The sequence below is a fragment of the Streptococcus sp. 20925_1_22 genome (assembly GCF_041431685.1).
Classification (GTDB): Bacteria; Bacillota; Bacilli; order Lactobacillales; family Streptococcaceae; genus Streptococcus.
This window is the reverse complement of sequence record NZ_JAPVYE010000005.1, coordinates 268,388-294,497: the sequence shown is the minus strand read 5'-3', so window position 1 is coordinate 294,497 and position 26,110 is coordinate 268,388. Positions and strand designations below refer to the sequence as shown.

27 protein-coding genes are annotated in these 26,110 nt (G+C 42.0%); 25 read left to right on the top strand and 2 right to left on the bottom strand.

Translation table 11 applies throughout. From position 1 onward, the window contains the following. Positions 1-143 precede the first annotated feature (143 nt). From secA to recG, 6 genes are all read left to right on the top strand, one after another. Positions 144-2,663 (top strand): preprotein translocase subunit SecA, encoded by a 2,520-nt coding sequence (gene secA, locus O3621_RS09220; RefSeq protein ID WP_002910463.1) that lies wholly within the window; start codon positions 144-146, stop codon positions 2,661-2,663. Between the two features lie 20 nt (positions 2,664-2,683). Then, positions 2,684-3,712 (top strand): 3-deoxy-7-phosphoheptulonate synthase, encoded by a 1,029-nt coding sequence (locus tag O3621_RS09215; RefSeq protein ID WP_311154153.1) that lies wholly within the window; start codon positions 2,684-2,686, stop codon positions 3,710-3,712. A gap of 4 nt (positions 3,713-3,716) precedes the next feature. Then, positions 3,717-4,748 (top strand): 3-deoxy-7-phosphoheptulonate synthase, encoded by a 1,032-nt coding sequence (locus O3621_RS09210; protein ID WP_371514075.1) that lies wholly within the window; start codon positions 3,717-3,719, stop codon positions 4,746-4,748. 107 nt (positions 4,749-4,855) lie between these two features. After that, entirely contained in the window at positions 4,856-5,218 is a 363-nt protein-coding gene (gene acpS / locus O3621_RS09205) for a holo-ACP synthase (protein WP_002896329.1), read from the top strand. After that, positions 5,208-6,314 carry an alanine racemase gene (alr, locus tag O3621_RS09200; RefSeq protein ID WP_032912074.1) on the top strand — a complete coding sequence of 369 codons (1,107 nt, stop codon included), beginning with the start codon at positions 5,208-5,210 and terminating at the stop codon, positions 6,312-6,314. The genes acpS and alr overlap by 11 nt, the downstream gene beginning before the upstream one ends. Before the next feature lie 105 nt (positions 6,315-6,419). Then, positions 6,420-8,435 carry an ATP-dependent DNA helicase RecG gene (gene recG / locus O3621_RS09195; protein WP_371514074.1) on the top strand — a complete coding sequence of 672 codons (2,016 nt, stop codon included), beginning with the start codon at positions 6,420-6,422 and terminating at the stop codon, positions 8,433-8,435. A 716-nt stretch (positions 8,436-9,151) separates the two neighbouring features. Here recG and O3621_RS09190 read toward each other — a convergent pair. Further along, positions 9,152-10,114: an asparaginase gene (locus tag O3621_RS09190; RefSeq protein ID WP_125435120.1), complete on the bottom strand. Its 963-nt coding sequence runs from the start codon at positions 10,112-10,114 to the stop codon at positions 9,152-9,154. Positions 10,115-10,294: 180 nt separating this feature from the next. On the opposite strand from O3621_RS09190, the gene O3621_RS09185 reads away from it, so the two are divergent. The 15 genes from O3621_RS09185 to O3621_RS09115 all read left to right on the top strand — a co-directional run bounded on the left by O3621_RS09185 (position 10,295) and on the right by O3621_RS09115 (position 19,297). Then, positions 10,295-11,692, top strand: coding sequence for a Cof-type HAD-IIB family hydrolase (locus tag O3621_RS09185; protein ID WP_048774157.1), 1,398 nt, complete (start codon positions 10,295-10,297; stop codon positions 11,690-11,692). A 77-nt stretch (positions 11,693-11,769) separates the two neighbouring features. Beyond that, complete coding sequence (locus O3621_RS09180; RefSeq protein ID WP_002910455.1) at positions 11,770-12,120, top strand: TIGR04197 family type VII secretion effector; 351 nt, start codon at positions 11,770-11,772, stop codon at positions 12,118-12,120. Between the two features lie 3 nt (positions 12,121-12,123). Continuing rightward, positions 12,124-12,471 (top strand): DUF3958 family protein, encoded by a 348-nt coding sequence (locus O3621_RS09175; RefSeq protein WP_002910452.1) that lies wholly within the window; start codon positions 12,124-12,126, stop codon positions 12,469-12,471. 2 nt (positions 12,472-12,473) lie between these two features. Further along, positions 12,474-14,249: a hypothetical protein gene (locus tag O3621_RS09170; RefSeq protein WP_002910451.1), complete on the top strand. Its 1,776-nt coding sequence runs from the start codon at positions 12,474-12,476 to the stop codon at positions 14,247-14,249. A gap of 11 nt (positions 14,250-14,260) precedes the next feature. Beyond that, complete coding sequence (locus tag O3621_RS09165; RefSeq protein WP_002898147.1) at positions 14,261-14,584, top strand: hypothetical protein; 324 nt, start codon at positions 14,261-14,263, stop codon at positions 14,582-14,584. Positions 14,585-14,644: 60 nt separating this feature from the next. Then, positions 14,645-15,067 carry a DUF4304 domain-containing protein gene (locus tag O3621_RS09160; protein ID WP_002910450.1) on the top strand — a complete coding sequence of 141 codons (423 nt, stop codon included), beginning with the start codon at positions 14,645-14,647 and terminating at the stop codon, positions 15,065-15,067. A 6-nt stretch (positions 15,068-15,073) separates the two neighbouring features. Next, a complete protein-coding gene (locus tag O3621_RS09155; protein WP_002898143.1) occupies positions 15,074-15,502 on the top strand; it encodes a DUF4304 domain-containing protein in 429 nt (142 codons plus the stop codon). Positions 15,503-15,739: 237 nt separating this feature from the next. After that, positions 15,740-16,498 carry a hypothetical protein gene (locus O3621_RS09150; RefSeq protein ID WP_239683260.1) on the top strand — a complete coding sequence of 253 codons (759 nt, stop codon included), beginning with the start codon at positions 15,740-15,742 and terminating at the stop codon, positions 16,496-16,498. A 9-nt stretch (positions 16,499-16,507) separates the two neighbouring features. Continuing rightward, a complete protein-coding gene (locus O3621_RS09145; protein WP_002910447.1) occupies positions 16,508-17,152 on the top strand; it encodes a hypothetical protein in 645 nt (214 codons plus the stop codon). Further along, positions 17,139-17,573, top strand: a complete 435-nt coding sequence (locus O3621_RS09140; protein ID WP_002910445.1) for an NADAR family protein — start codon at positions 17,139-17,141, stop codon at positions 17,571-17,573. Before O3621_RS09145 ends, O3621_RS09140 begins: the two co-directional genes overlap by 14 nt. A 199-nt stretch (positions 17,574-17,772) precedes the next feature. After that, positions 17,773-18,018 (top strand): hypothetical protein, encoded by a 246-nt coding sequence (locus O3621_RS09135; protein ID WP_002910442.1) that lies wholly within the window; start codon positions 17,773-17,775, stop codon positions 18,016-18,018. Positions 18,019-18,023: 5 nt separating this feature from the next. Continuing rightward, entirely contained in the window at positions 18,024-18,158 is a 135-nt protein-coding gene (locus tag O3621_RS09130; RefSeq protein WP_080556616.1) for an EndoU domain-containing protein, read from the top strand. Positions 18,159-18,180: 22 nt separating this feature from the next. Beyond that, the gene (locus O3621_RS09125; protein ID WP_125342768.1) at positions 18,181-18,561 is read left to right on the top strand and encodes a hypothetical protein; all 381 of its coding nucleotides are present in this window, start codon (positions 18,181-18,183) and stop codon (positions 18,559-18,561) included. A 130-nt stretch (positions 18,562-18,691) separates the two neighbouring features. Then, entirely contained in the window at positions 18,692-18,985 is a 294-nt protein-coding gene (locus O3621_RS09120) for a hypothetical protein (protein WP_032912520.1), read from the top strand. Between the two features lie 12 nt (positions 18,986-18,997). Further along, a complete protein-coding gene (locus tag O3621_RS09115) occupies positions 18,998-19,297 on the top strand; it encodes a hypothetical protein (RefSeq protein ID WP_002910434.1) in 300 nt (99 codons plus the stop codon). A 200-nt stretch (positions 19,298-19,497) separates the two neighbouring features. Here the strand turns inward: O3621_RS09115 and O3621_RS09110 are convergent, their stop codons facing one another. Beyond that, positions 19,498-19,950, bottom strand: a complete 453-nt coding sequence (locus O3621_RS09110; protein WP_002896311.1) for a universal stress protein — start codon at positions 19,948-19,950, stop codon at positions 19,498-19,500. Between the two features lie 343 nt (positions 19,951-20,293). Between O3621_RS09110 and O3621_RS09105 the strand changes: the two genes are divergently transcribed. The 4 genes from O3621_RS09105 to O3621_RS09090 all read left to right on the top strand — a co-directional run bounded on the left by O3621_RS09105 (position 20,294) and on the right by O3621_RS09090 (position 25,961). Next, on the top strand, positions 20,294-21,508 hold the full coding sequence (locus tag O3621_RS09105; protein ID WP_223323192.1) for a pyridoxal phosphate-dependent aminotransferase: 1,215 nt from the start codon (positions 20,294-20,296) through the stop codon (positions 21,506-21,508). A 320-nt stretch (positions 21,509-21,828) separates the two neighbouring features. After that, positions 21,829-24,414, top strand: a complete 2,586-nt coding sequence (locus O3621_RS09100; RefSeq protein ID WP_371514073.1) for an SEC10/PgrA surface exclusion domain-containing protein — start codon at positions 21,829-21,831, stop codon at positions 24,412-24,414. A 201-nt stretch (positions 24,415-24,615) separates the two neighbouring features. Beyond that, complete coding sequence (gene codY / locus O3621_RS09095) at positions 24,616-25,404, top strand: GTP-sensing pleiotropic transcriptional regulator CodY (RefSeq protein WP_002896308.1); 789 nt, start codon at positions 24,616-24,618, stop codon at positions 25,402-25,404. After that, entirely contained in the window at positions 25,404-25,961 is a 558-nt protein-coding gene (locus O3621_RS09090) for a cysteine hydrolase family protein (RefSeq protein ID WP_002913844.1), read from the top strand. The genes codY and O3621_RS09090 overlap by 1 nt, the downstream gene beginning before the upstream one ends. The last annotated feature ends 149 nt before the right edge of the window (positions 25,962-26,110 follow it).

Sequence of the window (26,110 nt, the reverse complement as noted above, 5' to 3'; positions counted from 1 at the left end):
AATCTCCTGCTATCTCCCAGTTCTGTAAGCACAGTCTGCTGGAGCTTTTTTGCTTTTTTCATTCTTGAAAGATATAGGAAAACATGCTATAATGAAAAGAACATTCTAAAAATCAGAAAGATTATTATATAGTAAGGAAAAAAATGGCGAATATTTTAAAGACTATCATTGAAAATGATAAAGGTGAATTAAGAAAATTAGAAAAAATGGCTGACAAAGTCTTGGCTTATGAAGACGAAATGGCGGCCTTGTCTGATGAAGAACTTCAGGCAAAAACAGAAGAATTCAAGAAACGCTATGCTGATGGCGAAACTTTAGATCAGCTCTTATTTGAAGCTTTTGCGGTTGTCCGTGAAGGAGCTAAGCGAGTGTTGGGCCTTTTCCCTTATAAGGTTCAGGTTATGGGAGGGATTGTTCTCCATCATGGTGATGTTCCAGAGATGCGTACCGGTGAAGGAAAAACCTTGACTGCGACAATGCCAGTTTACCTAAATGCCCTTGCAGGAAAAGGTGTGCACGTTGTCACAGTCAATGAATACCTGACTGAGCGTGACGCGACCGAAATGGGTGAACTCTACTCTTGGCTGGGCCTTTCTGTCGGTATCAATCTGGCGGCTAAGTCTCCATCTGAGAAGAAAGAAGCGTACGCTTGCGACATTACCTATTCAACCAATGCTGAAATCGGCTTTGACTATCTGCGTGATAACATGGTAGTCCGTGCTGAAAACATGGTACAGCGCCCACTCAACTATGCCTTGGTCGATGAGGTGGACTCAATCTTGATTGACGAAGCTCGGACACCGTTGATTGTATCCGGACCGGTTTCTTCAGATACCAACCAGCTTTATCATATGGCTGACCACTATGTCAAATCACTGGATAAGGACGACTACATCATCGATGTTCAGTCTAAGACGATTGGTCTGTCTGACTCAGGTATTGACAAGGCAGAAAGCTACTTCAAGCTGGACAATCTCTACGATATTGAAAATGTTGCCTTGACTCACTTTATCGACAATGCTCTGCGAGCTAACTACATCATGCTCCTTGACATTGACTATGTGGTCAGTGAAGATCAGGAAATTCTGATTGTCGATCAGTTTACCGGTCGGACAATGGAAGGCCGCCGTTACTCTGATGGTCTCCACCAAGCGATTGAAGCTAAAGAAGGTGTGCCCATTCAGGAAGAAACAAAGACTTCTGCTTCTATTACCTATCAGAACCTCTTCCGTATGTATAAGAAGCTGTCCGGCATGACAGGTACAGCTAAGACGGAGGAAGAAGAGTTCCGCGAAACATACAACATTCGTGTTATTCCGATTCCAACCAACCGTCCGGTAGCACGTATTGACCATTCTGACCTGCTCTACCCAAGTATTGATTCTAAGTTCAAGGCAGTTGTTCAGGATGTTAAAGAGCGTCATGAAAAAGGCCAGCCTGTTCTGGTCGGTACCGTTGCGGTTGAAACCAGTGATTATATTTCTAAGAAATTGTTAGAAGCTGGGGTTCCTCACGAAGTTCTTAATGCGAAAAATCACTATAAAGAAGCGCAAATTATCATGAATGCTGGCCAACGTGGGGCGGTTACTATTGCGACCAATATGGCCGGACGGGGAACTGACATCAAGTTAGGTGAAGGTGTTCGCGAACTGGGTGGTCTCTGTGTTATCGGTACAGAGCGCCATGAAAGCCGCCGGATTGACAATCAGCTGCGCGGACGTTCAGGCCGTCAGGGTGATCCAGGGGAGTCACAGTTCTACCTGTCACTGGAAGATGAGCTTATGCGTCGCTTTGGATCAGAGCGCATTAAAGCCCTCTTGGATCGAATGAACCTTAGCGACGAAGATTCTGTTATCAAGTCTGGCATGCTGACCCGTCAGGTAGAGGCAGCTCAGAAGCGTGTCGAAGGAAATAACTACGATACACGGAAACAAGTCTTGCAGTATGATGATGTGATGCGTGAGCAGCGGGAAATTATCTATGCTGAGCGCCACGATGTCATTACTGCTGACCGTGACCTCAGTCCTGAAATCCATGCTATGATTAAACGGACTATCAACCGTATCGTTGATGGCAGCAGCCACTCTGATCAGGATGATAAGATTGAAGCAATTTTAAACTTTGCTAAGTATAACTTGGTTTCAGAAGATTCTATTTCAGATAGCGATTTGGAAGGCAAGTCTGACCAAGAAATCAAAGATTATCTGTTTGAACGTGCACTGGAAGTTTACGACAGTCAGATTGCTAAGCTGCGAGACGAAGAAGCTGTGCGTGAATTCCAGAAGGTCTTGATTCTGCGCGTGGTGGACAGCAAGTGGACTGACCATATCGACGCCCTTGACCAGCTGCGCAATGCTGTTGGACTGCGTGGCTATGCACAAAATAACCCAGTTGTCGAATACCAAGCAGAGAGCTTCCGTATGTTCAACGACATGATTGGCTCCATCGAGTTTGACGTGACTCGTCTAATGATGAAAGCGCAGATTCATGAGCAAGAGCGCCCTCGGACAGAGCGGGCTATCAGTACCACAGCTACCCGCAATATCTCTGCCAAGGCGCCAAATATACCTGATAATATAGACCTGTCTAACGTAAAGAGAAACGACCCTTGTCCATGTGGCTCTGGCAAGAAGTTCAAGAACTGTCACGGCCGTAAAAAGTAAGTATAAAAGAAGGAGAATAGATGACCTTTAAAGCAACCAGTCAACCCATTGATGTGGCAGAAGTTCGTCAACTTGCTAAGCTAGAAGGCGACATGTTAGCTCGCAAGGAAAAGCGTGACCGAGAGTTAGAAGCAATTCTGCGTGGTCAAGATGACCGCATTCTCTTGGTTATCGGTCCCTGCTCTTCAGATAACGAAGAAGCGGTGCTAGAGTATGCCAAGCGTCTATCTGCTCTCCAAGAAGAAGTAAAAGACCGCATTTTCATGGTCATGCGTGTTTATACTGCTAAGCCTCGGACGAACGGAGATGGCTACAAAGGGCTTATTCATCAGCCTAATGCGACGGCCGCTCCAAGTCTGATTAACGGCATCAAGGCGGTCCGCAATCTGCACTATCGGGTTATTTCCGAGACAGGCATGACCACGGCTGATGAGATGCTCTATCCAGAAAATCTGCCTCTAGTAGATGATTTGATTTCTTACATGGCTGTAGGAGCTCGCTCGGTCGAAGACCAGCAGCACCGCTTTGTGGCTAGTGGAGCAGATCTGCCAACTGGCTTGAAAAATCCGACTTCTGGCAATCTCAATGTCATGTTTAACGGCATCTATGCAGCTCAGAACAAGCAGAGTTTCCTATTCGCTGGTAAGGAAGTAGAAACATCTGGCAATCCCTTGGCGCATGCCATCTTGCGCGGTGCTCTGAATGAATACGGCAAGAATATTCCCAATTACTATTATGATAACCTGCTGGATACCATTGCCCAGTATGAAAAAATGGGCTTAGAAAATCCCTTTATCATCATTGATACCAATCATGATAACTCTGGTAAGCAGTATCTGGAGCAGGTGCGCATCGTTCGCCAGACGCTGATTAATCGGGACTGGAATGAAAAGATTAAGGCTACCGTGCGTGGCTTTATGATTGAGTCTTATCTGGAAGACGGCCGGCAGGACGAACCAGAAGTCTTTGGCAAGTCCATTACTGACCCTTGTCTGGGCTGGGCAAATACAGAACAGCTGGTTCGTGAAATTTATGATACATTAGGATAATAGTATGGCATTTATTGAAAAAGGTCAGAAAATTGACATTGAGCAGATTAAGTCCAGAACCAGACTGACTGGTCAGGCCTTGACTCATAAAAACAAGCGAGACCAAGAACTAGCTGAGATTCTCAGTGGGGAAGATGAGCGTATTCTCTTGGTGATTGGCCCTTGTTCGTCGGACAATGAAGAGGCTGTGCTGGAGTATGCCCGCCGTTTGTCAGAGCTGCAGAAGAAGGTCGCAGATAAGATTTTTATCGTCATGCGCGTCTATACTGCTAAGCCGCGGACCAATGGGGATGGCTATAAGGGCTTGGTTCATCAGCCTGATACTTCTAAAGCACCTAGCCTTATCAATGGTTTGCAGGCAGTTCGTCAGCTCCACTACCGCGTCATTACAGAGACTGGTCTGACGACGGCTGATGAGATGCTCTATCCGTCCAATCTTGTGCTGGTAGATGACTTGGTCAGCTATCATGCGGTTGGGGCCCGCTCGGTCGAGGACCAGGAGCATCGTTTTGTGGCGTCAGGTATTGACGCTCCGGTCGGTATGAAAAATCCAACTTCTGGCAATCTGGGTGTTATGTTTAACGCTGTCTACGCAGCACAAAATAAGCAGACTTTCCTTTTTCATGGCCAGGAAGTAGAAACATCTGGGAATCCTTTGGCTCACGTTATTCTGCGTGGGGCTACCAATGAATACGGTAAGAATATTCCAAATTTCTACTATGAAAATATGCTGGATGCCATTTCCTACTATGAAAAGATGGGCTTGGAGAATCCTTTCATCGTCATCGATACCAATCACGATAACTCTGGCAAGCAATATCTGGATCAGATTAGGATTGTACGTCAGACCTTGCTTAATCGGGATTGGAACGAAAAGATTAAGAGAGCGGTTCGTGGTTTTATGATTGAGTCTTATCTTGAAGATGGCCGGCAAAATGAGCCGGAAGTCTTTGGTAAATCCATTACAGACCCTTGTCTAGGCTGGGACAATACTGTTCAGCTTATTGAAGAAATTTACAACACTTTAGATAAATAAGGAAAATTGAAAGGGACAGTCTTGACCTGTAAAGAGGACTAACTGTCGGGTGAAGACGAACTCAGCTGGCGGCCCAGCTGAGTTTTGTCGCCTTTCCAGAGAATGATATGATAAAAGGACACGGAATTGACATAGAAGAACTGGCTGCCATTGAGCGAGCCTATCTGAAAAATGCCCGTTTTGCAAAGAAGGTGCTGACCGAGGCGGAGCTTTCTCGTTTTGAGGAGTTATCCGGCAAGCGGAAAATCGAATTTCTGGCTGGCCGTTGGGCTGCCAAGGAGGCTTTTTCTAAAGCTTGGGGAACCGGTATCGGTAAACTCAGGTTTCAGGACTTAGAGATTTTAAATGACCGTCAGGGAGCGCCTTATTTCAGCCGGTCACCTTTTACTGGCAAGGTTTGGATTTCGCTCAGCCATGCTGCTGGCCTAGTTACAGCCAGCGTTATTTTGGAGGAAAATGATGAAAGCTAGTCTGCATAGATCTAGCAAGGCAGTAATTGATTTAGCTGCTATTGCTTTTAATATTAGACAACTGAGTGCCCATCTGCCTCAGACGACAGAGAAGTGGGCTGTCGTCAAGGCCAATGCTTATGGCCACGGAGCTATTGAGGTTTCTAAGCACATTGAGCCCCTCGTAGATGGATTTTGTGTGTCTAATATCGATGAAGCTTTGGAGCTGCGCTCAGCGGGCATTGGCAAAAAAATTCTGGTGCTAGGAGTGTCAGATCTGGCTGCGCTCCCGCTGGCTAGAAAGGGAAAGGTGTCTCTGACCGTAGCCAGTCTGGAGTGGTTGGATTTAGCTTTAGCTGCGGAAAAAGACTTAACAGGGTTGAATTTTCATATCAAGATTGACTCTGGTATGGGGCGGATTGGTTTTCGAGATAGTCAGGAAGCTCAGGAGGCAATCCATCGCTTGCAGGCTGCTGGAGCTGTCGCAGAGGGGATTTTCACCCACTTTGCAACGGCAGATGAAGCGGAGCACCATAAGTTTGAAGCTCAGCTGGCTCGTTTTCATCAGATCTTATCTGAGCTGGACAGTGTTCCTCCTCTCGTTCACGCTAGTAATTCTGCCACCTCTCTCTGGCATAGCGAGACCGTCCTAAATGCCGTACGGCTGGGTGACATCATTTATGGCCTCAACCCTAGCGGAACTGTTTTAAAACTTCCTTACGAATTCGAGCCGGCTCTGTCACTGGTCTCAGAATTGGTACATGTCAAGGAAGTAGAGGCTGGAGCAGATGTTGGCTATGGAGCCACCTACACTAGCGAGTCTCAAGAGTGGATTGGCACTATTCCTTTGGGTTATGCGGATGGCTGGACACGCGATATGCAGGGCTTTGATGTCTTGATTGATGGTCAGCGCTGCCCTATTGTCGGCCGAGTTTCTATGGACCAGATTACAGTGCGCCTGCCTCAGGCTTATCCCCTTGGCACGCCGGTTGTGTTGATTGGAAATAGCGGAGCGGAGACCATTACGGCGACAGATGTGGCAGAAAAGCGTGGCACCATTAACTATGAGGTGGTTTGCCTGATTAGCGACCGTGTACCGAGGGTTTATAAAGACTAAGAAGATTAATGCAGGGAACCACTTGAAGTATTTGATAATGTTCTAGCTTGGTCCCCCTGTCTGTGATTTTATATCCGCAGCAGTATCAGAACTGAAAGAGGAATTATGAATTTACACCAATCTTTGACGGTTCTGCCTGGTGTGGGACCGAAATCAGCAGAAAAATTTGCCAAGCTGGGTCTAGAAACCTTGCAGGATTTGCTGCTTTATTTTCCTTTTCGTTATGAGGATTTTAAGAGTAAGAATGTCCTAGACTTGGAGGATGGAGAAAAGGCGGTTGTTTCTGGTCAGGTCGTAACCCCGGCTAATGTCCAGTATTACGGATACAAACGCAATCGCCTGCGCTTTACCATCAAGCAGGGAGAAGTCGCTCTGGCAGTTAATTTCTTTAACCAGCCTTATCTGGCAGACAAGATTGAAGTGGGAGCTAATATAGCCATCTTTGGAAAGTGGGACAAAGCCAAGGCCAGTCTGACTGGTATGAAACTTCTGACTCAGGTAGAGGACGACTTGCAGCCTGTCTATCGGCTGGCTCAGGGAATTAGTCAGGCCAGTCTAGTCAAGCTGATTAAGACTGCCTTTGACCAGGGATTAGACTTGCTCTTAGAGGAAAATCTGCCCCAGCCCCTGCTGGAACGCTACCAGCTAGTGAGCAGAGTTGAGGCTGTGCGGGCTATGCATTTTCCAAAGGACTTGGCGGACTACAAGCAGGCTCTTCGGCGGGTTAAATTTGAAGAACTCTTTTATTTTCAAATGCGGCTGCAGGTCTTAAAGAGAGAAACCAAGGCTGTCAGCAATGGATTAAAAATTGATTGGCAGTTGGATGCTGTGGCCGAGAAAAAGAAGAGCTTACCTTTTGAACTGACTTCAGCTCAGGAGCGCAGTCTGACAGAGATTTTGCAGGATTTGCGATCGCCTGGCCACATGAATCGCCTGCTGCAGGGCGATGTGGGAAGCGGAAAGACAGTAGTCGCTGGTCTGGCTATGTATGCTGTTTATACAGCTGGCTTTCAGTCAGCTCTGATGGTTCCAACAGAAATTTTGGCTGAGCAGCATTTTGACAGCCTAGCTCAGCTATTTCCAGAATTGAATCTGGCCCTGCTAACTGGTGGGATGAAAGCAACAGAACGCAGAGAAACCTTGGCAGCGATTGAAAACGGTCAGGTGGACATGATTGTCGGAACCCATGCCCTGATTCAGGAAGGAGTCCGTTACCATGCATTGGGCTTGGTCATTATTGACGAGCAGCATCGCTTTGGGGTGGAGCAGCGCCGGATTTTACGGGAAAAGGGAGACAATCCTGATGTCCTCATGATGACGGCGACGCCTATTCCCAGAACCCTTGCAATTACAGCATTTGGTGATATGGATGTATCTATTATTGACCAGATGCCTGCGGGACGCAAGCCTATTATCACCCGCTGGGTCAAGCATGAGCAGCTGGAAGTCGTCCTGGACTGGCTGAAAAAAGAGCTCCACAAGGGCGCTCAGGTCTACTTTATTTCTCCTTTGATTGAGGAATCAGAAGCGCTGGATCTTAAGAATGCCATTGCCTTAGAAGAAGAACTGACAGCCTATTTTGAACAGCAGGCCAAAGTGGCTCTGCTTCATGGCAAGATGAAGAGTGAGGAAAAAGAGGCGATTATGCAGGACTTCAAGGAAGGACAGACTGATATTCTGGTCTCTACCACGGTCATTGAGGTCGGAGTCAACGTCCCTAATGCTACGGTGATGGTCATCATGGATGCGGACCGCTTTGGACTCAGCCAGCTTCATCAGCTAAGAGGCCGTGTTGGCCGAGGGAGCAAGCAGTCTTATGCCGTCCTTGTTGCCAATCCCAAGACGGAGTCGGGCAAGCGCCGCATGAAAATCATGACTGAGACGACCGACGGTTTCCTGCTGGCTGAGGAGGATCTGAAAATGCGAGGCTCTGGAGAAATCTTTGGCACTCGGCAGTCTGGTATTCCTGAGTTTCAAGTGGCAGACATCGTAGAAGATTATCCGATTTTAGAAGAAGCCAGAAAGGTTGCCAGCCAGATTACAGCTGATCCGAACTGGCGGACAGATCCTAATTGGCACTTGATTGCTCTTCATTTGGACAAGAAAGATTACCTAGATTAAGAGTTCTTTGGATTAAGTTTCCTGCAAGTTATTTATAAGTAGGCTTTAAGTTTGAGGGATTATACTATTGTCATATCAAAGAAGGAGGTAGGACCAATGACAATGTAAACATCCCTTAAAATCCTGTAACCAAAGCTTGAAGATTAGAAGACCTGCGAGGTATGAGCCACTCAAAGAATAAGAATAATTTAGAATTTTTTCATCATAAATCTCCTAACAAATCACAAGCTTCACCCAATCGGTGAAGTTTTTTTTGTATTTGGTTGAAAAGACTTGTTCGTTTCAAATAGTAGATAGGGATTGCTGCCGGATTTCTTTGACTATAAGCTTTCCCTAAGAAATCTATAAGAGATTCTTAAGTTTAGGGCTGTATCCTTATATCCAAGTAAGAACAAAAAGATTAGGGACCAAACTTGAGGTCAAACACTCCAAGAGATTCGTTTTTGCTCTTAAAGAATGAATGATAAGCGAGGTAAAAGTTATGAAAGTTACAATCAAAGTCCACTATCCGAAGACATTTAAGCAAGCTCAGAAAATGGAGGTGACCTATGGTAAGTGATTATATTTTTGAAATTCTAGAGTCTCTGTTTGAGGTTATCTTCTAAGTCCAGCGATTCAATGAAGTTTGCCCAGCTTTAGAATACGAAAGAGTCAAAAAAGTGCTAAGCAGTCTTAGCACTTTTTGATTTAAAAAACATAAATAGGAACTTTTTCTCTCAGCCTTCCATATAATCTCGGAGTTCTTGACCTTTGAGTCCAGCATTCAGGGCGATGAGCAGTTTGATTCTGGCTTTTTGGGCATTGAGCTCCTTGACGAAGAAGATACCAGCCTGGTGCAGTTGAACGCCACCTCCTTCATAAGCATAGACTGGCTCAGCAATCCCGTTGAAGCAGCGAGAGACCAGAGCGATTGGCAGTCCGGCTGCTATCATATCAGCCAGCTTGTCAGCTACTTCCTTGGGGAGGTTGCCAGCACCGAATGCTTCTATGATGAGGCCGTCTATCTTGTCTAAATCCAGCATGTCCAGAAGATCTGTCTTCATACCGGCATAAGCTGGAATGATGGGCACCAGACCAGAAATGCTGTTCAAGTCAAAGCGGACCCGAGGCTCTGCTGTTTTAAAGTAGAGAATTTCCTGCTTCATAATCAAGCCAAGCGGTCCGTGAGTCGGCGTTTGGAAGGTGCTGACATTGGTCGTGTGGGTTTTGGTTACATACTTGGCAGCATGTGCCTCATCATTCATAACGACAAGCACGCCTTTATCACTGGCTTTTTCATCACTAGCTACCCGCAGGGCTGTCAGGTAGTTATAGACTCCGTCACTCCCCAGCTCATTGGAACTGCGCATAGCTCCTGTCAGAACGACCGGAATCTTTGGCAGCTGCATAGTATCCAGAAAGTAAGCCGTCTCTTCTAAAGTGTCTGTCCCATGAGTAATGACTACTCCGTCAAATTGGTCAGCACTGGCTTTGATTTTCTGGTAAAGTTTGAGCATGTGCTGGGGCGTGATATGAGGACTGGGAATATTAAAAAAGTCAACGGCTTCCGTCTCAATCCCCTCAAGCGGAACAGTCACATGGTTCATAGGGTTATCAGCATTGGTAACGACAGCCCCAGAGCCGTCAGCCTGCATGGAAATGGTTCCTCCTGTGTGCAGGACCAAGATTTTCTTTGTCATAAATCCTTTTTCTCCTTGTAGTCATGATGCAGATTCGAAAACTTACATTCTGTTTTCATAGAGTTTTCAATCCTGTTGCATAGGTATTACTCCAGCTTTTCTTTTCTGCAATTCATGTGATTGTATGTCATTTTTGTGTTATAATTTATTGTATCATAAAAGGAAAGAATGAGAAAATCAATGGAAGTAAAGGCCGTCTTTTTTGATATTGATGGGACACTGGTCAATGACAGTCGAACGGTTTTGAAATCTACAGAAAAGGCTATTCAGAGTTTAAAGGAGCAAGGAATATTAGTCGGTTTGGCAACCGGCCGCGGTCCTTTCTTTGTCAAACCTTTTATGGAGCAATTGGACTTAGACTTTGCTGTGACCTATAATGGCCAATACATTTTTTCAAGAGACAGGGTGATTTCTGCTAGTCCCATCGACAAGCAGAGTTTGCGGAATTTAATCGCCTATGCTAAGAAGCATCGGAAAGAAATTTCCTTGGGGACGGCTGAGGCTATGCTGGGCTCCAAGATTATGTCCTTCGGCATGAGCCCTTTCTCCCAGTGGACTAGCCGCTTCATCCCTAAGCGAATGGCGCGAACAGTCAGTCATGGATTTAATAAGGTCATCAGCAAGGCCTTGCCCCAGCATGAAAAGGATCTTCTACAGCTGATACAAGAGCCGATTTACCAAGCATTGATTTTGGCCAGCCCGGAAGAAAGCCGTAAGATTGAAGCAGACTTTCCTGATTTGAAATTTACCCGCAGTAGCCCCTATGCGGTCGATATTATCAATAAAGACACGTCTAAGCTAGAGGGGATTCGCCGAGTAGGCAAGGAATATGGCTTTGACATTCATCAGGTCATGGCCTTCGGTGACTCTGACAATGACTTGGAAATGTTATCAGGAGTTGGTCTCTCCATTGCTATGGGAAATGGCACCAGCTCGGTCAAGGAAGTGGCCAAGCATACAACTAGCAGCAATAGTCAGGATGGGATTCACAGGGCTTTGGAGCATTTTGGTATCCTAGCGAGGGAAAAGGTCTTTACCAGCAGTGACCATCACTTTAATAAGGTTAAAGAGTTCCATAGTGTCATGGATGAAAGCACTCAGGAAGAGCCGATTGCTTGGTCGCCTCAGGACGCTCGCTATCGGGCAGGTTTTAAGCTAGAAGAGTTGGTTGAGTTTCTGCGAGCAGCTAGTAACTCAGAGGAAGACTTTAACAGTTCTGTAGCCTATCTCCATCAAGCGCTTGACAAGGCTGCTGACAAGGTTCGCTCCAAGAGTCAGGCTGAGGTTTCTCTAGTCGGTCAGGTAGATGCCTTGATTGATACTCTTTATTTTACTTATGGCAGTTTTGTACTGATGGGAGTAGATCCAGAGCAACTATTCGATATTGTCCATCGGGCTAATATGGGCAAGATTTTCCCAGATGGGAAGGCTCACTTTGACCCCGTCACCCATAAAATTCTCAAACCAGATGATTGGGAAGAAAAATACGCTCCTGAAGGAGCTATCAAAGAAGAACTGGAACGACAGATTCAGGCCTACCAGCGTACCATAGAGCAGAAAGAAGAAAACAAAGAATAAATGTTTGGAGAGCAGAAATTTTTTGCTCTTTTTTTATTTTATGGTACAATAAGAAAAAAATGTAGAGGAGAGGACGGATGGATCAATACCAAGTTAAGAGCGACCTATCAACAGCAGCCCGTCATGCAACAGCAATCGGAGATGCAAATTTCCTGCAGATGATGGCTATTACTCGAGATTCGCAGACAACCGTTGCTGGAAATTCTAATGCAAATGCAGGGATTTCAAATGTTGAGAACCTACAAGGGCAGCTCGGGGCACACATTACAAGTATTATTCAGAATGTTCATAGTGTAGCAGCAGAGTTTGAGGATAAGGATGCTATGATTCGTCAAAGTCTGACTACTAACTATTTACCGCCTAAAAAGGAACCGACAGTCACTAAAAAAGATTTAGGTCTGAATACCTTGACTGCTTTGGAGGAATAATCAATGCAGGAAGATAAGCGATGGACTGCCTTGTTGGCCAAGGAGCGGAGGCTTGCTGATCATGAATGGGAACTCTATCAAAAGTTGGGACAGGCAAAAACTCAAGAAGAAGATGTATTGTGTCAGTTGGATTCTATGGGGACGTGGTTTCATGATTTGTCTTATGATTTCGAAGGAAGTCGATATTACAGTAAGATAACAGATTATCAGCTAGATTTTTCTCATCGAAGTAGACGGCTAAAGCTTGATATAGAGGATCAGATACAAAAACTGCGGAAAGTTCATCAAAACGCAGAAAATCAACTAGAAGAAGTCTACAAAGAGAAGCGTGCCTTAGCTGGCGAGGAGTAAGGATGAGTATTGATATGTATTTAGAAGCTGCTCGAACGCAGGCAGAAAGCCTTGGAAGAGCGGTTGAACAATGTTTGGGGCAGAATCTTAAATTAATAAGCGTTTTATCAGCTTTTCATAATGAGGATGAACTAAAAGGTAAAGCGTATGATTCTGCCAAAAATCATGTTGTCGGAACGGTCATCCCGATTGTTCAGGGAGTCATTCTCTATCAGGAAGCGATAGCCTTAGCTTGTCAAAATTTTGTTAGTAACTACACGGCAGAAGTAGACGGTAAGAGCTGGCGCCAATCAGAACTGGAAGAGAAAATTCGTTTTGCAGAACAGCAACTGGCAGAGTTGGAACGCAAATCGCAACTCTATTCAAATAATAAGGGTATGTCTATTGTGGATTTCAGTGCTTCCATCGCTGTTGCAGAAAGTGCTAGGCAAGTCTTCCAAGAAATTCTGGATAATTTGCTTACTTTTAATGAGAGTTCGCCAACTATTTTCGCGGAAGCAGAGACTTATTTAGTAGCCGCATCTACTGGCCTGTCTCAGGCAGCACAGAGCTGGGATGCATCTACTCAGACTTATCTTCCTCCTCGCCGAGATGCTGATCTCAGCTGGAAAGGTACCATCAATACTGGATGGACTAAGCGGCAGGAGAGAATAGAGGAGACGAAGAGTCAACAGTCTTTCGTGAAATATATTGACGAATTGTCATTTTCCAAGATGGAAGAGCGATATGGTAAACTTATCAGTGAGTACGAAAGCTATCTCAATACTGGTTATAACTTTCCTCAAAGAGCCGATTTGACTGCAGAACAAATTAATTATATTTATTCTCGATATCAGTATTTGAGAGAAGGGGGAGGTGCGATATATATTGAAAGTGAAAGTTCAAAAAAAATGAAGGCAAATCTTCTAGCATCTGATAAAGAAGAAGTAGATGGTATGTCGTTAGTTGAGCTAGCGGATAAGTATCCAGAATTTTTACGTGGAAGAATAAGTATCGAATTTGACTATATCTTCATGTCAGATGAGGAAAAAGCAAAGAAAGATTATAGTTATGTTCGCTTCAACCAATTAATGAACGCTGAACCGATTGATTGGCGTGATCCAGATTACGCTGCAAAGCGGAATAAATATATTCTTGAAACAGGAAAAAATCCAAGTACTAATGAACCGGCTACAGAAGCTGAAATCATCACAGCAAAAAACTACGGATGGGTCAAAGCTATTCCAGATACGGTTGCTTGGACAGATATGATGGTTGGATCTTATGTGGGGCATCAAGTCTACAATGGGAAGCCTGTTTATGGAATTGATACAAATTTTGCAGGTGAGTTAAGGAATCCAATCGTAAGTAGTCAGACAGTTTTTGGTCCTCAACTTCCATCAAAGAATTGGACACTAGAATTGCCGAAAGTTGAAACTAAGACAATTATGGGAAGTCAGTCGATGGTGTCGGAGATTAATCCAGGAGGGAATACTGATGCTCCTGCTATAAACACTGGAGGCGTAGAAGTTTCCAATAATTTGAAGTTTAATTTGAATGATATAGATAGCTTTGATAACGCGAATATTAAAAGTGTTGAAGCTTTTTTAGACAATGAACTTCAAGGTTATAGGAAAGCGCCTTTGAAAAGGGGCGATGGAGTGAGATATTATGACGGTAAAGGAAATTCATGGCAATTAAATTATGGATATGAGAATGCGACAGATAATATACATGGAAAGCCATATTTGAAGACTACCTATAATGGGGAAATTGTTAGAATTCCATTACAAAAATAAAGGAAATTAAGATGGATAAAATAGATTTAATTGAATTACTACAATCATTTTTAGAAGAAGATGCAATAGTGAGTAGAATATTTTCATACTTTTGCCTAAAGAAAAATTATAACATTGCTTTATTGAATGATATTATCTCAATTGGATTGAGAGAGAATATACTTATTATTATTAATTCTAGCGATGAGCAAATTGAATACGACCGTATTGAATGGAAAAAAGATAATACTTATCAGGAAGTGGTTTTTAGAAATCCAGAAAAATATGTTCCAGTTTTGTTTTCAGAAGCTATTTTAATTCCTGAGCCTTTCTCACAATTTTTAAAGTCTTGTTGAGTGAATTGTATTTATGAAAGATAAGGGTGTCTTAGATACTTACTAATAAAGAGGTAAATTATGAACAAAACAGAATTCAAAAAAATTGTTGGCGAAATTTTGAAATCACATAGTTTTGCTTATGAAAATAAATATTATACATTTGAAAATACTGATTTAAAGGTATTTATTGGCTTTCAAAAATCTAACTTTGAGAACTCTTTCTATATCAATTACGGCTTTTTAATCAAAGGCATTTATGATGGGAAATTACCTCTATATAAACAAGGTTTGGAAGACTTTGGTGGTAGATTTGTTTATCAGAACCTAGATAGCTATAATCTAGAGAAGATAACCTCAGAAAGTTTAGTGGCTTCTATTAATAGTAATATCAAAATGTTGATTCATCCTGCCTTTGATGATGGACTAGCAAACTATTTTGAGTTGTACCCTCACTTCAAGTTTCTTTGTAAAAAACGTGTGAAAGAATATCTGGGCTTCTAATTTTTAATGAATAATACAGAATTCAAAAAAATTGTTGGCGAAACTTTGAAATCACAAAATTTTGCTTATGAAAATAAATATTATACATTTGAAAATACTGATTTAAAGGTATTTGTTGGCTTTCAAAAATCTAACTTTGAGAACTCTTTTTATATCAATTACGGCTTTTTTATAAAAAAGCTTCATGAAAAATTAGAGAAGTTGAGTCATGGCTTTGGAGATTTTGGAGGTCGCTTTGTTTACAATGATAACGACAAAATGCTTGGAGATTATAAACTATCTGATCTGACGAAGGAAAGTCTTTCAGAGAATACAGAGAAGTTTATTAAACCAGCCTTTGAGAAAGGGATTGATGACTATTTGGAAATGTATCCTCACTTAAAACGAAGACTTCCTTTGACAGTAAAGGAATATTTAGATTCCGCCTACAAATGAACAAAGCAGAATTCAAAAAAATTGTTAGTGAAACTTTAAAATCACAGGATTTTGCTTATGAAAATAAATGGAAGAAAAAATGCACAGAGGGGAAGATACTTTTCCTGTGATTTTAGAAGATTAATCTAGTATAAAGAATTTAGGGTAGGATGCTTTCCTTGCCCTTTTCGTATCATTGATTTGTTAAGCAAACACGATCCTAACTTCGAGCAAAAACGTTTTGAGTATATCGCTGAAATGGGCCTTGATCCAGTCACAGGCAAAGAGGCTGATGAGGAACTCCTGAATTATGCCACAAACTATACCAGGTACGCACCGAGTATAAAAGCGGGTTATGACTTCCTAATGGTAAGTGCAGCAGCTTGGAGTACTCGGGCTTATAATAAGGATTTACAAATACAAAGGGCTGATACCCAGATTAATGAGTATTATCAGATTAAGGATGCGGTAAGGACTCAGAGCGTGGTGCCGGCTGCTAAAGTGAATACTAGAGCTTTTACTGAAAAAACTGTTCCGGATTTTGTAACTCGAAACGATAACAATTTCTATGATACTCGAAATTATAAAGGAAACCCTAAAGCTTATATCAATGAGGATGGTTATCTAGTGTCAGTAAATCCTGAGGGAGATCTTCCTATCCATTCTCAAATACGAGGTGGTAATTCTGATCGTACACCTTATATTTCAACAACAGATCCAGAATTCAGTACAACTCCCAAAAATTATGGATCAGATAGGATAAGGATTGATTCCAAGCAAATTCAGCATGATATTGAGACAGGAAAACTTAAAAACGTAGAAGTTATAACACACCAAGAAATAGTTGACCATTTGCAAAAACGAGTTGTCCAAGCACAAGTGAGATATAATAAAAATCCAAATGATATAAATACGAGAAGGCTAAATGATGCTAAAAAAGATTTATTCAATACTAAACGTGATGGGGAAGTATTGATAAAAGGAAGTATTCCACCCGAATATTTTACTTTTGAATAAGGAGAAAAAATGACTAGAGAAGAACTTGATAATCTATTTTACAAAGTCCCTAATGGTGTAGACTACGCAGACTTGCTTGAAGAAGTTGACTTAGAAGATGTGCCAGAAGAAACGATTAACAAACTTATCTCTTTATTATCTAGCGATGATGATTTTTTGCGCTATAAAGCTTCTAGGCTTTTAACTATTTGGGGGCTGAAAGAAGGTTTTGATGTGTTGACTCAGATGTTTGTTGAAGGGAAATTGGAAGGCTACATTCCTCATCGGCTATATAGTTATGATGATACAAATCGAATTATATTAGATGCTCTTACTAGCTATTGGGCTAATCAATCAGATATTGGCAATGGTGATAAAGCAAGGCAAGACATATTCCCTTATGTCTGCAAAATTATAGAGCAGGCGGAAAAAGGTTATTATGATCTTTCATATTTTTACTATCTAGTTGAAGATAATGGCTTTTCTGAATATATCCCTTACCTAAAGCACTTTCTATCTGTTATTATGGATAAGCCAGAAGATAATTATTGGCGAATTCATGATACTTTGAAACTGTTTTTAGAGATAGAACCTGATTATGTGGAAAAACTTCTGGAGGAGAAAGATAAATCACTAGCTGATTTCGGATTGGAGGAAGAGAATGAAGGAAATTAAATTCTATAAGGTAAACGATGCTTACGGTTATATGTCCAATTTTGCTCCTTATCCTTTTTCGGATGGAAATAAAATCTGGCCTACATCGGAACATTATTTCCAGGCTCAGAAATTCTTGGTTCCAGAAATTCAGGAAAAAATTCGCCTGCTGGAGTCACCTATGGATGCTGCTTTGGAGGGACGCAATCGCCATAATCCGTTACGAAAGGACTGGGAAGATGTCAAGGATGATATTATGCGTTATGCTGTTCGTGAGAAATTCCGTCAAAACACAGTAATTATGGAAGATTTATTAGAGACTGGAGATAGTATCATCATTGAACATACGAAAAATGATAGCTACTGGGCTGATGGTGGCGATGGTACAGGAAAAAATATGCTGGGGAAAATTCTGATGGAAGTACGGGCAGAACTTCGTTAAATACAAACTACTAACAAAGACAATCTATTCAGTTAGGTTTTAAATTCCCCTAGTTCAGTCTGTAAAGATAAAAAAATCCCGATAAATAGATATATATGTGTTTGTTGTCGTAAAAAGTGAAAGGGCGAGATAAATCTTTTGCCCTTTTCCTCTAAGTTTAGAGCTGATTAGCCGCTATTTCACAGATAGTCTGCAGGTTTTGGGTTTAGCTATTCAAGGAGCGACGCAGCTTAGTCAGGTATTGGTAGGCAGTGAGGGTAATTACTCTACTGATGGCATAGATATGAGTTGGTCTGCTAAGATGAAGGCTCAAGAGATTCAGACTGTTTCAAAGAGTGATTGTCGGACACCACAAGAACATGCTATAGACAAGGCTGTCAATGATATGAAGTTATCCGGTGCTGCTGAAATCTATTATCGAAGTAAGCTCGCAGAGAATCTGTAGATACCATTAATGAGGCATATTCTAATAAAGTTTTAGCTTATGGAAACACATACATTGGAAAAAGTCATAATGGATTAAAGATTGGAATGTATATAAGAGAATCTGATGGAAAGATTATATCAGCATTCCCAATGGAGTAAAATGAGTTTAGAGGTAAGGTTAATGGAGAGAACATATTCAGTTTTGGTTTTTGGAAATGAAGAAAATGATATAATGTTAATTTTGAAGTTTACTGATCAAAAATTTCAATCATTGTCAGACTTTTTAAATTCTGAGGTTCATAATTTTTACACCCATATTCAAAAAGAATTAGAGGCAGTTGTTACTGGTCAAAAAGAAGAATCAGACTTTGGCGGTAATATGCTAAATATTGATATAGGTAAAGAAGAAACAGAAGTATACTATCAAATGGATGATGAAAGTCTTGGGGAACCTTGCTTTATTTCAACTGATGAACTATATAAATTGGTTTTAGAGTGGAAAGAAATGGAAGAAAAAATGCATAGAGGGGAAGATATTTTTCCTGTGATTTTAGAAGATTGATATAGTATAAAGAATTTTAGGGTAGGATGCTTTCCTTGCCCTTTTCGTCTCGTAGATTTGTTAAGCAAACACGATCCTAACTTCGAGTAAAAACGTTTTGAATATGACTCTAGGACAGGAAAATATTAGTATGTTAGAAACAGTTTTAAAAGCAATTGATGATTTGTTATCAATAATTGACAGATATAAGATTAAAAACGTTCATCCGCAAGTAGAGGATTTAAAATATTTAAAAAAATCTTTGAATACCAATGACGAGCTAAGTACAAGGGAAAAATTTACTCTTTATCAAGAACTTTTTCCACCACGCGGTGGTTTATCAGATATTCATTATTGGCATAACGACTTTGGAACAAGAAAAACAGTTAATGAAGTCATATCAGATTCAACGAAAACAATTGCTGATTATTTGCTGGAACAGTAACAAAATAATTTAATGGTGAATATTCTTAAAAAAATTAAAACTAAAGCCTATAAAAATAATGATTTAATAAATAATATAGATTTAAATCCAATTGTGTCTTATCACATAATAAGAGAAGTCGTTGATAGTGATATCTGTGATGTTGATGTTATAAATAAACTAAAAGAAATTTCAGTCAGACTTTCGATGGAAGATTCAGTTTTAGGTCCAATTTGTTTGGAGCATATGTCCTTAGCCGCATTAAGAAAATTAGGGATTGACTTAAGAGAAACAAAAAATAGTTCAGCTATTTCTGATTACGACTGGGGATAGTTGATAAATTTTATCACGAAAATGGGTGGTGAGTATATAAATTATTTTTTCAAACATGGAAATCAATTTAATAATTTACAGTCTAATTCTAAAAAATATTTGCAAAATGTAAACGAAGTCTTCAGAAATGGAATACAGATTAAGATAGATAAAAATACCTCGCATAAACAAAAAACTAGAGCAGTCATCTGCTCTAGTTTTTATAAAGTTTTTTCTGGGTCTCTGACCACCAGCAAGTCAACCTTGGCGTGGCGCAGGATATATTCAGATGAAGATCCAACTAGCAGCCGTTCAAAGGCATTGAGACCGGTAGCACCGACCATGATTAGATCTACCTTATGCTCTTCTGGGATATCTGTAGCCAAGAGAGTCTTGGGATTGCCCATCTCAATGACAATGTCAACATACTTGATACCGGATTTTTGAGCCTTTTCTTTCAGCTCAGCTGTCAGCTTTTTGGCATCTTCCTGTAAGTCCTCGTAAACATCTGCATCAAAGGTTGAGACACTTTGCAAAGCCCGGGTATCAATGACGTGGGCGATAGTGAGACGAGAGCCGTTTCGGAGAGCTACGTTAACACCCTTTTCAAAGGCTAGTTCGGATTCGTGAGAACCATCCACAGCAACCATAATGTTTTCATATTTCTGAGTCATAGAGCTACCTCCTCTAAAATGGTCGGCAAAGGACGTCGCATCATTCACAGAATGATTGGGCTGACCAAAAATCAATCAGTCCATAACGTCCGAGTGATTTGCAACTATTTTCTTGTTTCTATTGTAACCCTTTTCAGAAAAAAAGTAAAGATAAAATGGAAATGCTGTCAGAAAATTGCAAGCCGAAAAAGATTCCTTTACTTTGAGGGATTAGAAAAAGAATGGGGCTTTTTGTCCTATAATTCTCTTTTTAATTACATGAAAAGTGAGTTTATTTTTTGTTGTCAATCGCTTTTTCTGGTGGTATAATGATAACATTCTGATGAATAGAGGAAAAATAAGAATGAAAGAATTTGACAAGTCCAGCAAGCTGGAACATGTTGCCTATGATATTCGCGGTCCAGTTTTGGATGAAGCTATGCGCATGCGGGCCAATGGTGAAAAGATTCTCCGCCTCAATACAGGGAATCCGGCTGAATTTGGTTTTACCGCTCCAGATGAGGTCATTCATGATTTGATTATGAATGCGCGTGACAGTGAGGGCTACTCTGACTCCAAGGGAATTTTTTCAGCCCGCAAGGCTATCATGCAGTATTGCCAGCTTAAGAATTTTCCTAATGTAGATATTGATGACATTTATCTGGGAAATGGCGTCAGCGAGCTGATTGTCATGTCCATGCAAGGACTGCTTGATGACGGTGACGAGGTGCTGGTACCGATGCCAGATTACCCGCTCTGGACGGCTGCAGTCAGTCTGGCTGGTGGGAATGCTGTTCACTATGTCTGTGATGAGCAGGCAGAATGGTATCCAGATATTGACGATATCAAGTCAAAAATCACATCTAATACCAAGGCTATCATTATCATCAACCCTAACAATCCAACGGGGGCACTTTATCCTAAGGAACTTCTGCTGGAAATTGTGGAAATTGCTCGCCAGAACAATCTCATTATCTTTGCGGATGAAATCTATGACCGCATGGTGATGGATGGCAATGTCCACACCCCTGTGGCTAGTCTAGCTCCGGATATCTTCTGTGTCAGCATGAATGGTCTTTCTAAGTCGCATCGCATTGCAGGCTTCCGGGTTGGCTGGATGGTGCTATCTGGGCCTAAGCATCATGTTAAGGGTTATATTGAAGGGTTGAACATGCTCTCCAACATGCGCCTGTGCTCTAATGTCTTAGCTCAACAAGTCGTTCAAACCTCACTTGGCGGTCATCAATCTGTGGATGAACTGCTCTTGCCAGGTGGCCGTATCTATGAGCAGCGTAATTTCATCTATCAGGCTATTCAGGATATTCCGGGGCTATCAGCTGTAAAACCTAAAGCTGGTCTCTATATTTTCCCGAAAATTGACCGGAACATGTATCACATCGACGATGATGAGCAGTTTGTGCTCAATTTTCTCAAACAGGAGAAAGTCCTTCTCGTCCATGGACGAGGCTTTAACTGGCAGGAACCAGATCATTTCCGCATCGTTTATCTGCCTCGAGTAGATGAGCTAGCTCAAATCCAAGAGAAAATGACGCGCTTCTTGCGCCAATATCGCCGTTAATAAGCGGATGTTACAAAAAGGCTGGAAAATATTCCGGCCTTTTTCTTATCTATTTTACATATTTTTTAGTTCAATGACTGTCTTTAAATTGCAAAAATAAAAAATTAAGATGCTCTGGAAATCGAATTTGAGGTCGATTGGTAAAAATTATAGGCGGTTTTACCGACATTTTTTAGGAATTTGTCCAACATTTTTTATGTATCTGTCCAAAAATGCTTAAAAAAATGTGTTAGCGTCTTCCTTCCAGAAGACAAACATGGTAGAATGTGTTTGTCAATGTTTTTAACAATGATGAAAAAGTGGAGGAGATTATATTGACAATGAAAAAGACACTTAGTGCTTTTTCTGTCAGTGCAGCGGCATTGTCTTTGGTGCTCGCAGAAGGAGTTCAGGCTGATCAATTAGTTGATAATCAGTCTTATTCTGATGCGCCCGTTAGTCAAAGCCAACCACAGGCAGAAAACACACAGAAGGATGAATCTGTTTCGAAAGAACAGGTAGACGCTGCTCAGGCTCTTGTACAAGAAGCCGACAGCAATGTTGCACAAGGGAAAGCTGATTTGGCTCAAGCTCAGGCAAATACTGCTGCAGCTCAAAGTCAGGTCGAGCAAGCACAAGCTGAAGCTAACCGGGCACAGGAGGCAGCTGATAAAGCTGGTCCGGAAGCTATTGAAACAGCTAAGCAAGAAGAGAGCAATCAAAAAGCTCAAGTGGAAAGCAACAAGTCAGAACTGGCTAAAGCTGACCAAGCAACCAAGACGGCTCAAGCTGAGCGCGATGCTCAGGCAGCCAAGACTAAAGAAGCTCAAGAGCAAGCGAAAACTCAAGAAGGACGCCTTGCTAAAGCTCAAAATGACGTGAAGGAAGCTAAGGCCAACCTAAGTGGGGACGCTACAGCTAAAGCAGAAAAAAATGTGAAAGCAGCCCAAGACAAGGTGGCAGCTGACCAGTCTGCTGTTGAAACAGCTCAAGCAAAAGTAGCTACAGCTCGTCAGACTGACAGTCAGAAGCAGGCTGAGGTTGCAAAAGCTCAGACCAACCAGACTCAGGCTAAGACAGCACGTGATGCTTCTCAGAAGAACTTGCAGGACAAAACTGCTGCAGCTGAGAAGACTCAGTCAGACTTGAACCAAGCTCAACAGGCTTTGCAAAAGGCTCAAGTTGGAACAATTACTACTGAAGCTTCTAGCAATAAAAACCGTGTGTCAATGACTCCGGAATACATTGCAGCCTTGAGAGAGTTAATTGCACCGAATTTATCAGAGCAAAAAACTAATGAGATTCAAAATAGACTGGCTGCACTGAATGCCAGTGCTAAGGCTCTCAATCGTTATGTAGCTGATCCTACAGATAGCAAAGCTTTGATTAATACCAACAATATTCCACAGAATGTTCGTCAGGAACTTTCACAGTTTGCTTCAGAACTCATCAACCAGCTGCGTGCTCAGATGGGAACAGGTGAAGTAGTTGTGACACCATCTTCCATTGAGTTTGCAGATAAGGTAGCAACAGAATACCGCAAGGACAACTGGAACTGGGATTTGATGGAGAAATACCATCACGATGCTAGAGGAATCAACCGCGTAGCACGTGAATATGGTTTAATGACCACAAGTGCTGAGCAAGAAAGCAAAGGTCTTCAGTATTATGAAAACGCTTATATCTGGAGAGAAAATGCTAGTCAAATGAGTGTGGCTGAAATGAAGAGACGGGTCTATGATTCTGTTGTTGAATTCATGTTCAATGGCTACGAATGGCTGCATGCTACATCTATCTCAGGTCTCAATACTGGCCGCCAGAAAAACTATCTGGGAGTTGATTTCTCAATGGAAGGCGACATCACTATGGCTCATTTCACCATGGTGTCAGAAGATCAGATCAAATATGCTAGCAAAAAGAACTTCAATGCCAGCCCTATTACAGGAAAAGCTCCAACAGCAAAAGTAGATCCGCAGGAAGTAGCTCAGGCTCAAACTGCCTATGACGCTGCCTTCAAAGCCAATCAACTGGCTCTGGCATCTAAGGGAGTTGCTCAAACCACTTACAATCGGAAGGCCGCAGCCTTAGAGCAAGCCAATCAGCAACTGGCTCAGGCCCAAGCTCAAGCAGGTGAGTCAGCAACTGCTCAGGCCCAAGCAGCTCTTGCTGCAGCTCAAGAGAAGTTGGCAGCTGATCAAGCGGCTTTGGCAGCAGCACAAGCAGCCCTGCAAAATTCAAACTTGGATGACAAGACCAAAGCGGAAAAATTAACTCAGGCCCAAGATGCTCTGACTGCTGTTCAAGCGACAGTTGCTGCCGCTCAAGAAGCTCTAAAAACTGAATCAGATAAGTTGGCTCAGCTAGAAGCAGCTTTGAATGTAGCAAAAGAAAGAAAGACTAATCTTGAAAAAGCTGTTACAGATGCTGAAGCAGCATTGCAAATGGCTAAAGAGTCATTGTCAAATCTTGAGAATGCAGAAGAAAACTTGGAACAAGCTAAAACTAAATTAGCCGCAGCTCAGGCTGCTTACCAAGCAGCTCTTACAGCTCAAACAGATCAAGAAGCAAAAGTAGCAGTTTTAACTGCTGTTCAAGCACAAGCTAAGGCGACATACGACTTGCTAGCTCAAACATATGCTGAGCAGAATAAGGAAGAAGATATTCGCTATTACCAATCTGTTTTGGCTCACACAGAGGAGCGTTTCGCTCGCTCTCCGCTTGCTGGACAAGTAGGAGATCCTCAGCATACAGCTCTTGGAACTACTGGAAATGCTGGAAGTGCTAGCCCTGGAAATCATAAGCAGGTAGCTGCTTCAGGTCATGCCTTGCCTAAGACAGGAGAAAACTCTTCTTGGCTTCTTCTAGCAGGCCAAATGCTTCTGCTCATGGCTATGAAATTGTTCTACAAGAAACGTTCTCTTGATTAGAAAGAACAAAAGTAATCAAAAACAGTCAAATTCTTGACTGTTTTTTGTTTAATATAACTTGACATATCAAGTCATATACTTGAAAAATTCTTTATTTTATAGAATTGTATGTAATTGTTTTTCAATAAAAAATTTTCAGATAATTATTGAAATTTCACTGCTTTTATGTTACAATGAAGCTAATAAATATGAGGTAAAAATATGGCCGATTTACTAGAAAAAACACGAAAAATTACGTCTATTCTGAAGCGCTCGGAAGAGCAGATGCAGGAAGATTTGCCCTATAATGCTATTACGCGTCAGTTGGCTGATATTATCCACTGCAATGCCTGTATTATCAATAGCAAGGGACGTCTTCTAGGCTATTTCATGCGCTATAAGACCAATAATGACCGCGTAGAAGCTTTTTTCCAAGATAAGAATTTCCCAGAGGAGTATGTCCAAGAAGCCAATCTGGTTTATGAAACGGAAGCTAATCTGCCGGTTACGCATGATTTGACAATTTTCCCAGTGGAGACCAAGGATGATTTTCCAGATGGCCTGACTACCATTGCTCCCATTCATGTTTCAGGGATTCGTTTGGGCTCATTGATTATCTGGCGTAATGACAAGGAATTTGCGGACGATGATCTGATTTTGGTTGAGATTGCCAGCACAGTGGTTGGTATCCAGCTGCTTAACTTCCAGAGGGAAGAGGATGAGAAAAATATCCGCCGCCGGACGGCAGTGACCATGGCAGTCAATACTCTGTCTTACTCAGAACTGAGAGCTGTTTCAGCAATTTTGGGCGAGCTTAATGGCAATGAAGGCCAGCTGACAGCATCTGTCATTGCTGACCGTATCGGGATTACCCGCTCAGTGATTGTTAATGCCTTGCGCAAGCTGGAAAGTGCTGGGATTATTGAAAGCCGCTCACTGGGAATGAAGGGAACTTATCTGAAAGTTCTGATTCCAGATGTCTTTGATGAAATTAAAAAGAGGGACTACTAATGGCTAAAGCACTGATTTCCATTGATTATACAGTTGATTTTGTCGCAGATGAGGGCAAGTTGACAGCAGGAGCGCCAGCACAGGCAATTTCTGAAGCCATTGCTCAAGTAACTAAGGCAGTTTTTGACCGAGGTGATTATATCTTCTTTGCTATTGATGCCCATGATGATAATGATGCCTTTCACCCAGAAAGCAAGCTGTTTCCGCCTCATAATATCAAAGGAACTAGCGGTCGCAATCTTTATGGCCCTTTGGCTGATTTTTATGAGAAGCATCAAGCAGACTCTCGAGTCTTTTGGATGGATAAGCGCCATTATTCTGCCTTTTCCGGTACGGATTTAGATATTCGATTGCGGGAAAGAAAGGTAGATACGGTCATTTTGACTGGAGTCTTGACGGATATTTGCGTCCTGCATACAGCGATTGATGCCTATAATCTTGGTTATCAGATTCAGGTGGTAGAACCGGCTGTGGCTTCTCTGTCAGAGGAAAATCACAAATTTGCCTTAAACCACTTGCAAAATGTTCTGGGTTCGACTATAATAGATACAATTTAAGAGTAAAAGAGAAGCAGAGTAGGCTTGCTGACTTGCACAGAGAGTGCTGATAGCTGAGAGCAGCACCAAGAAAGCAAAAACCGAAAAACATGTTTCGTAATCTTTTGTGTGATTAAGCACAAACGTCGCTCACGTTACGAGCTCAGAGG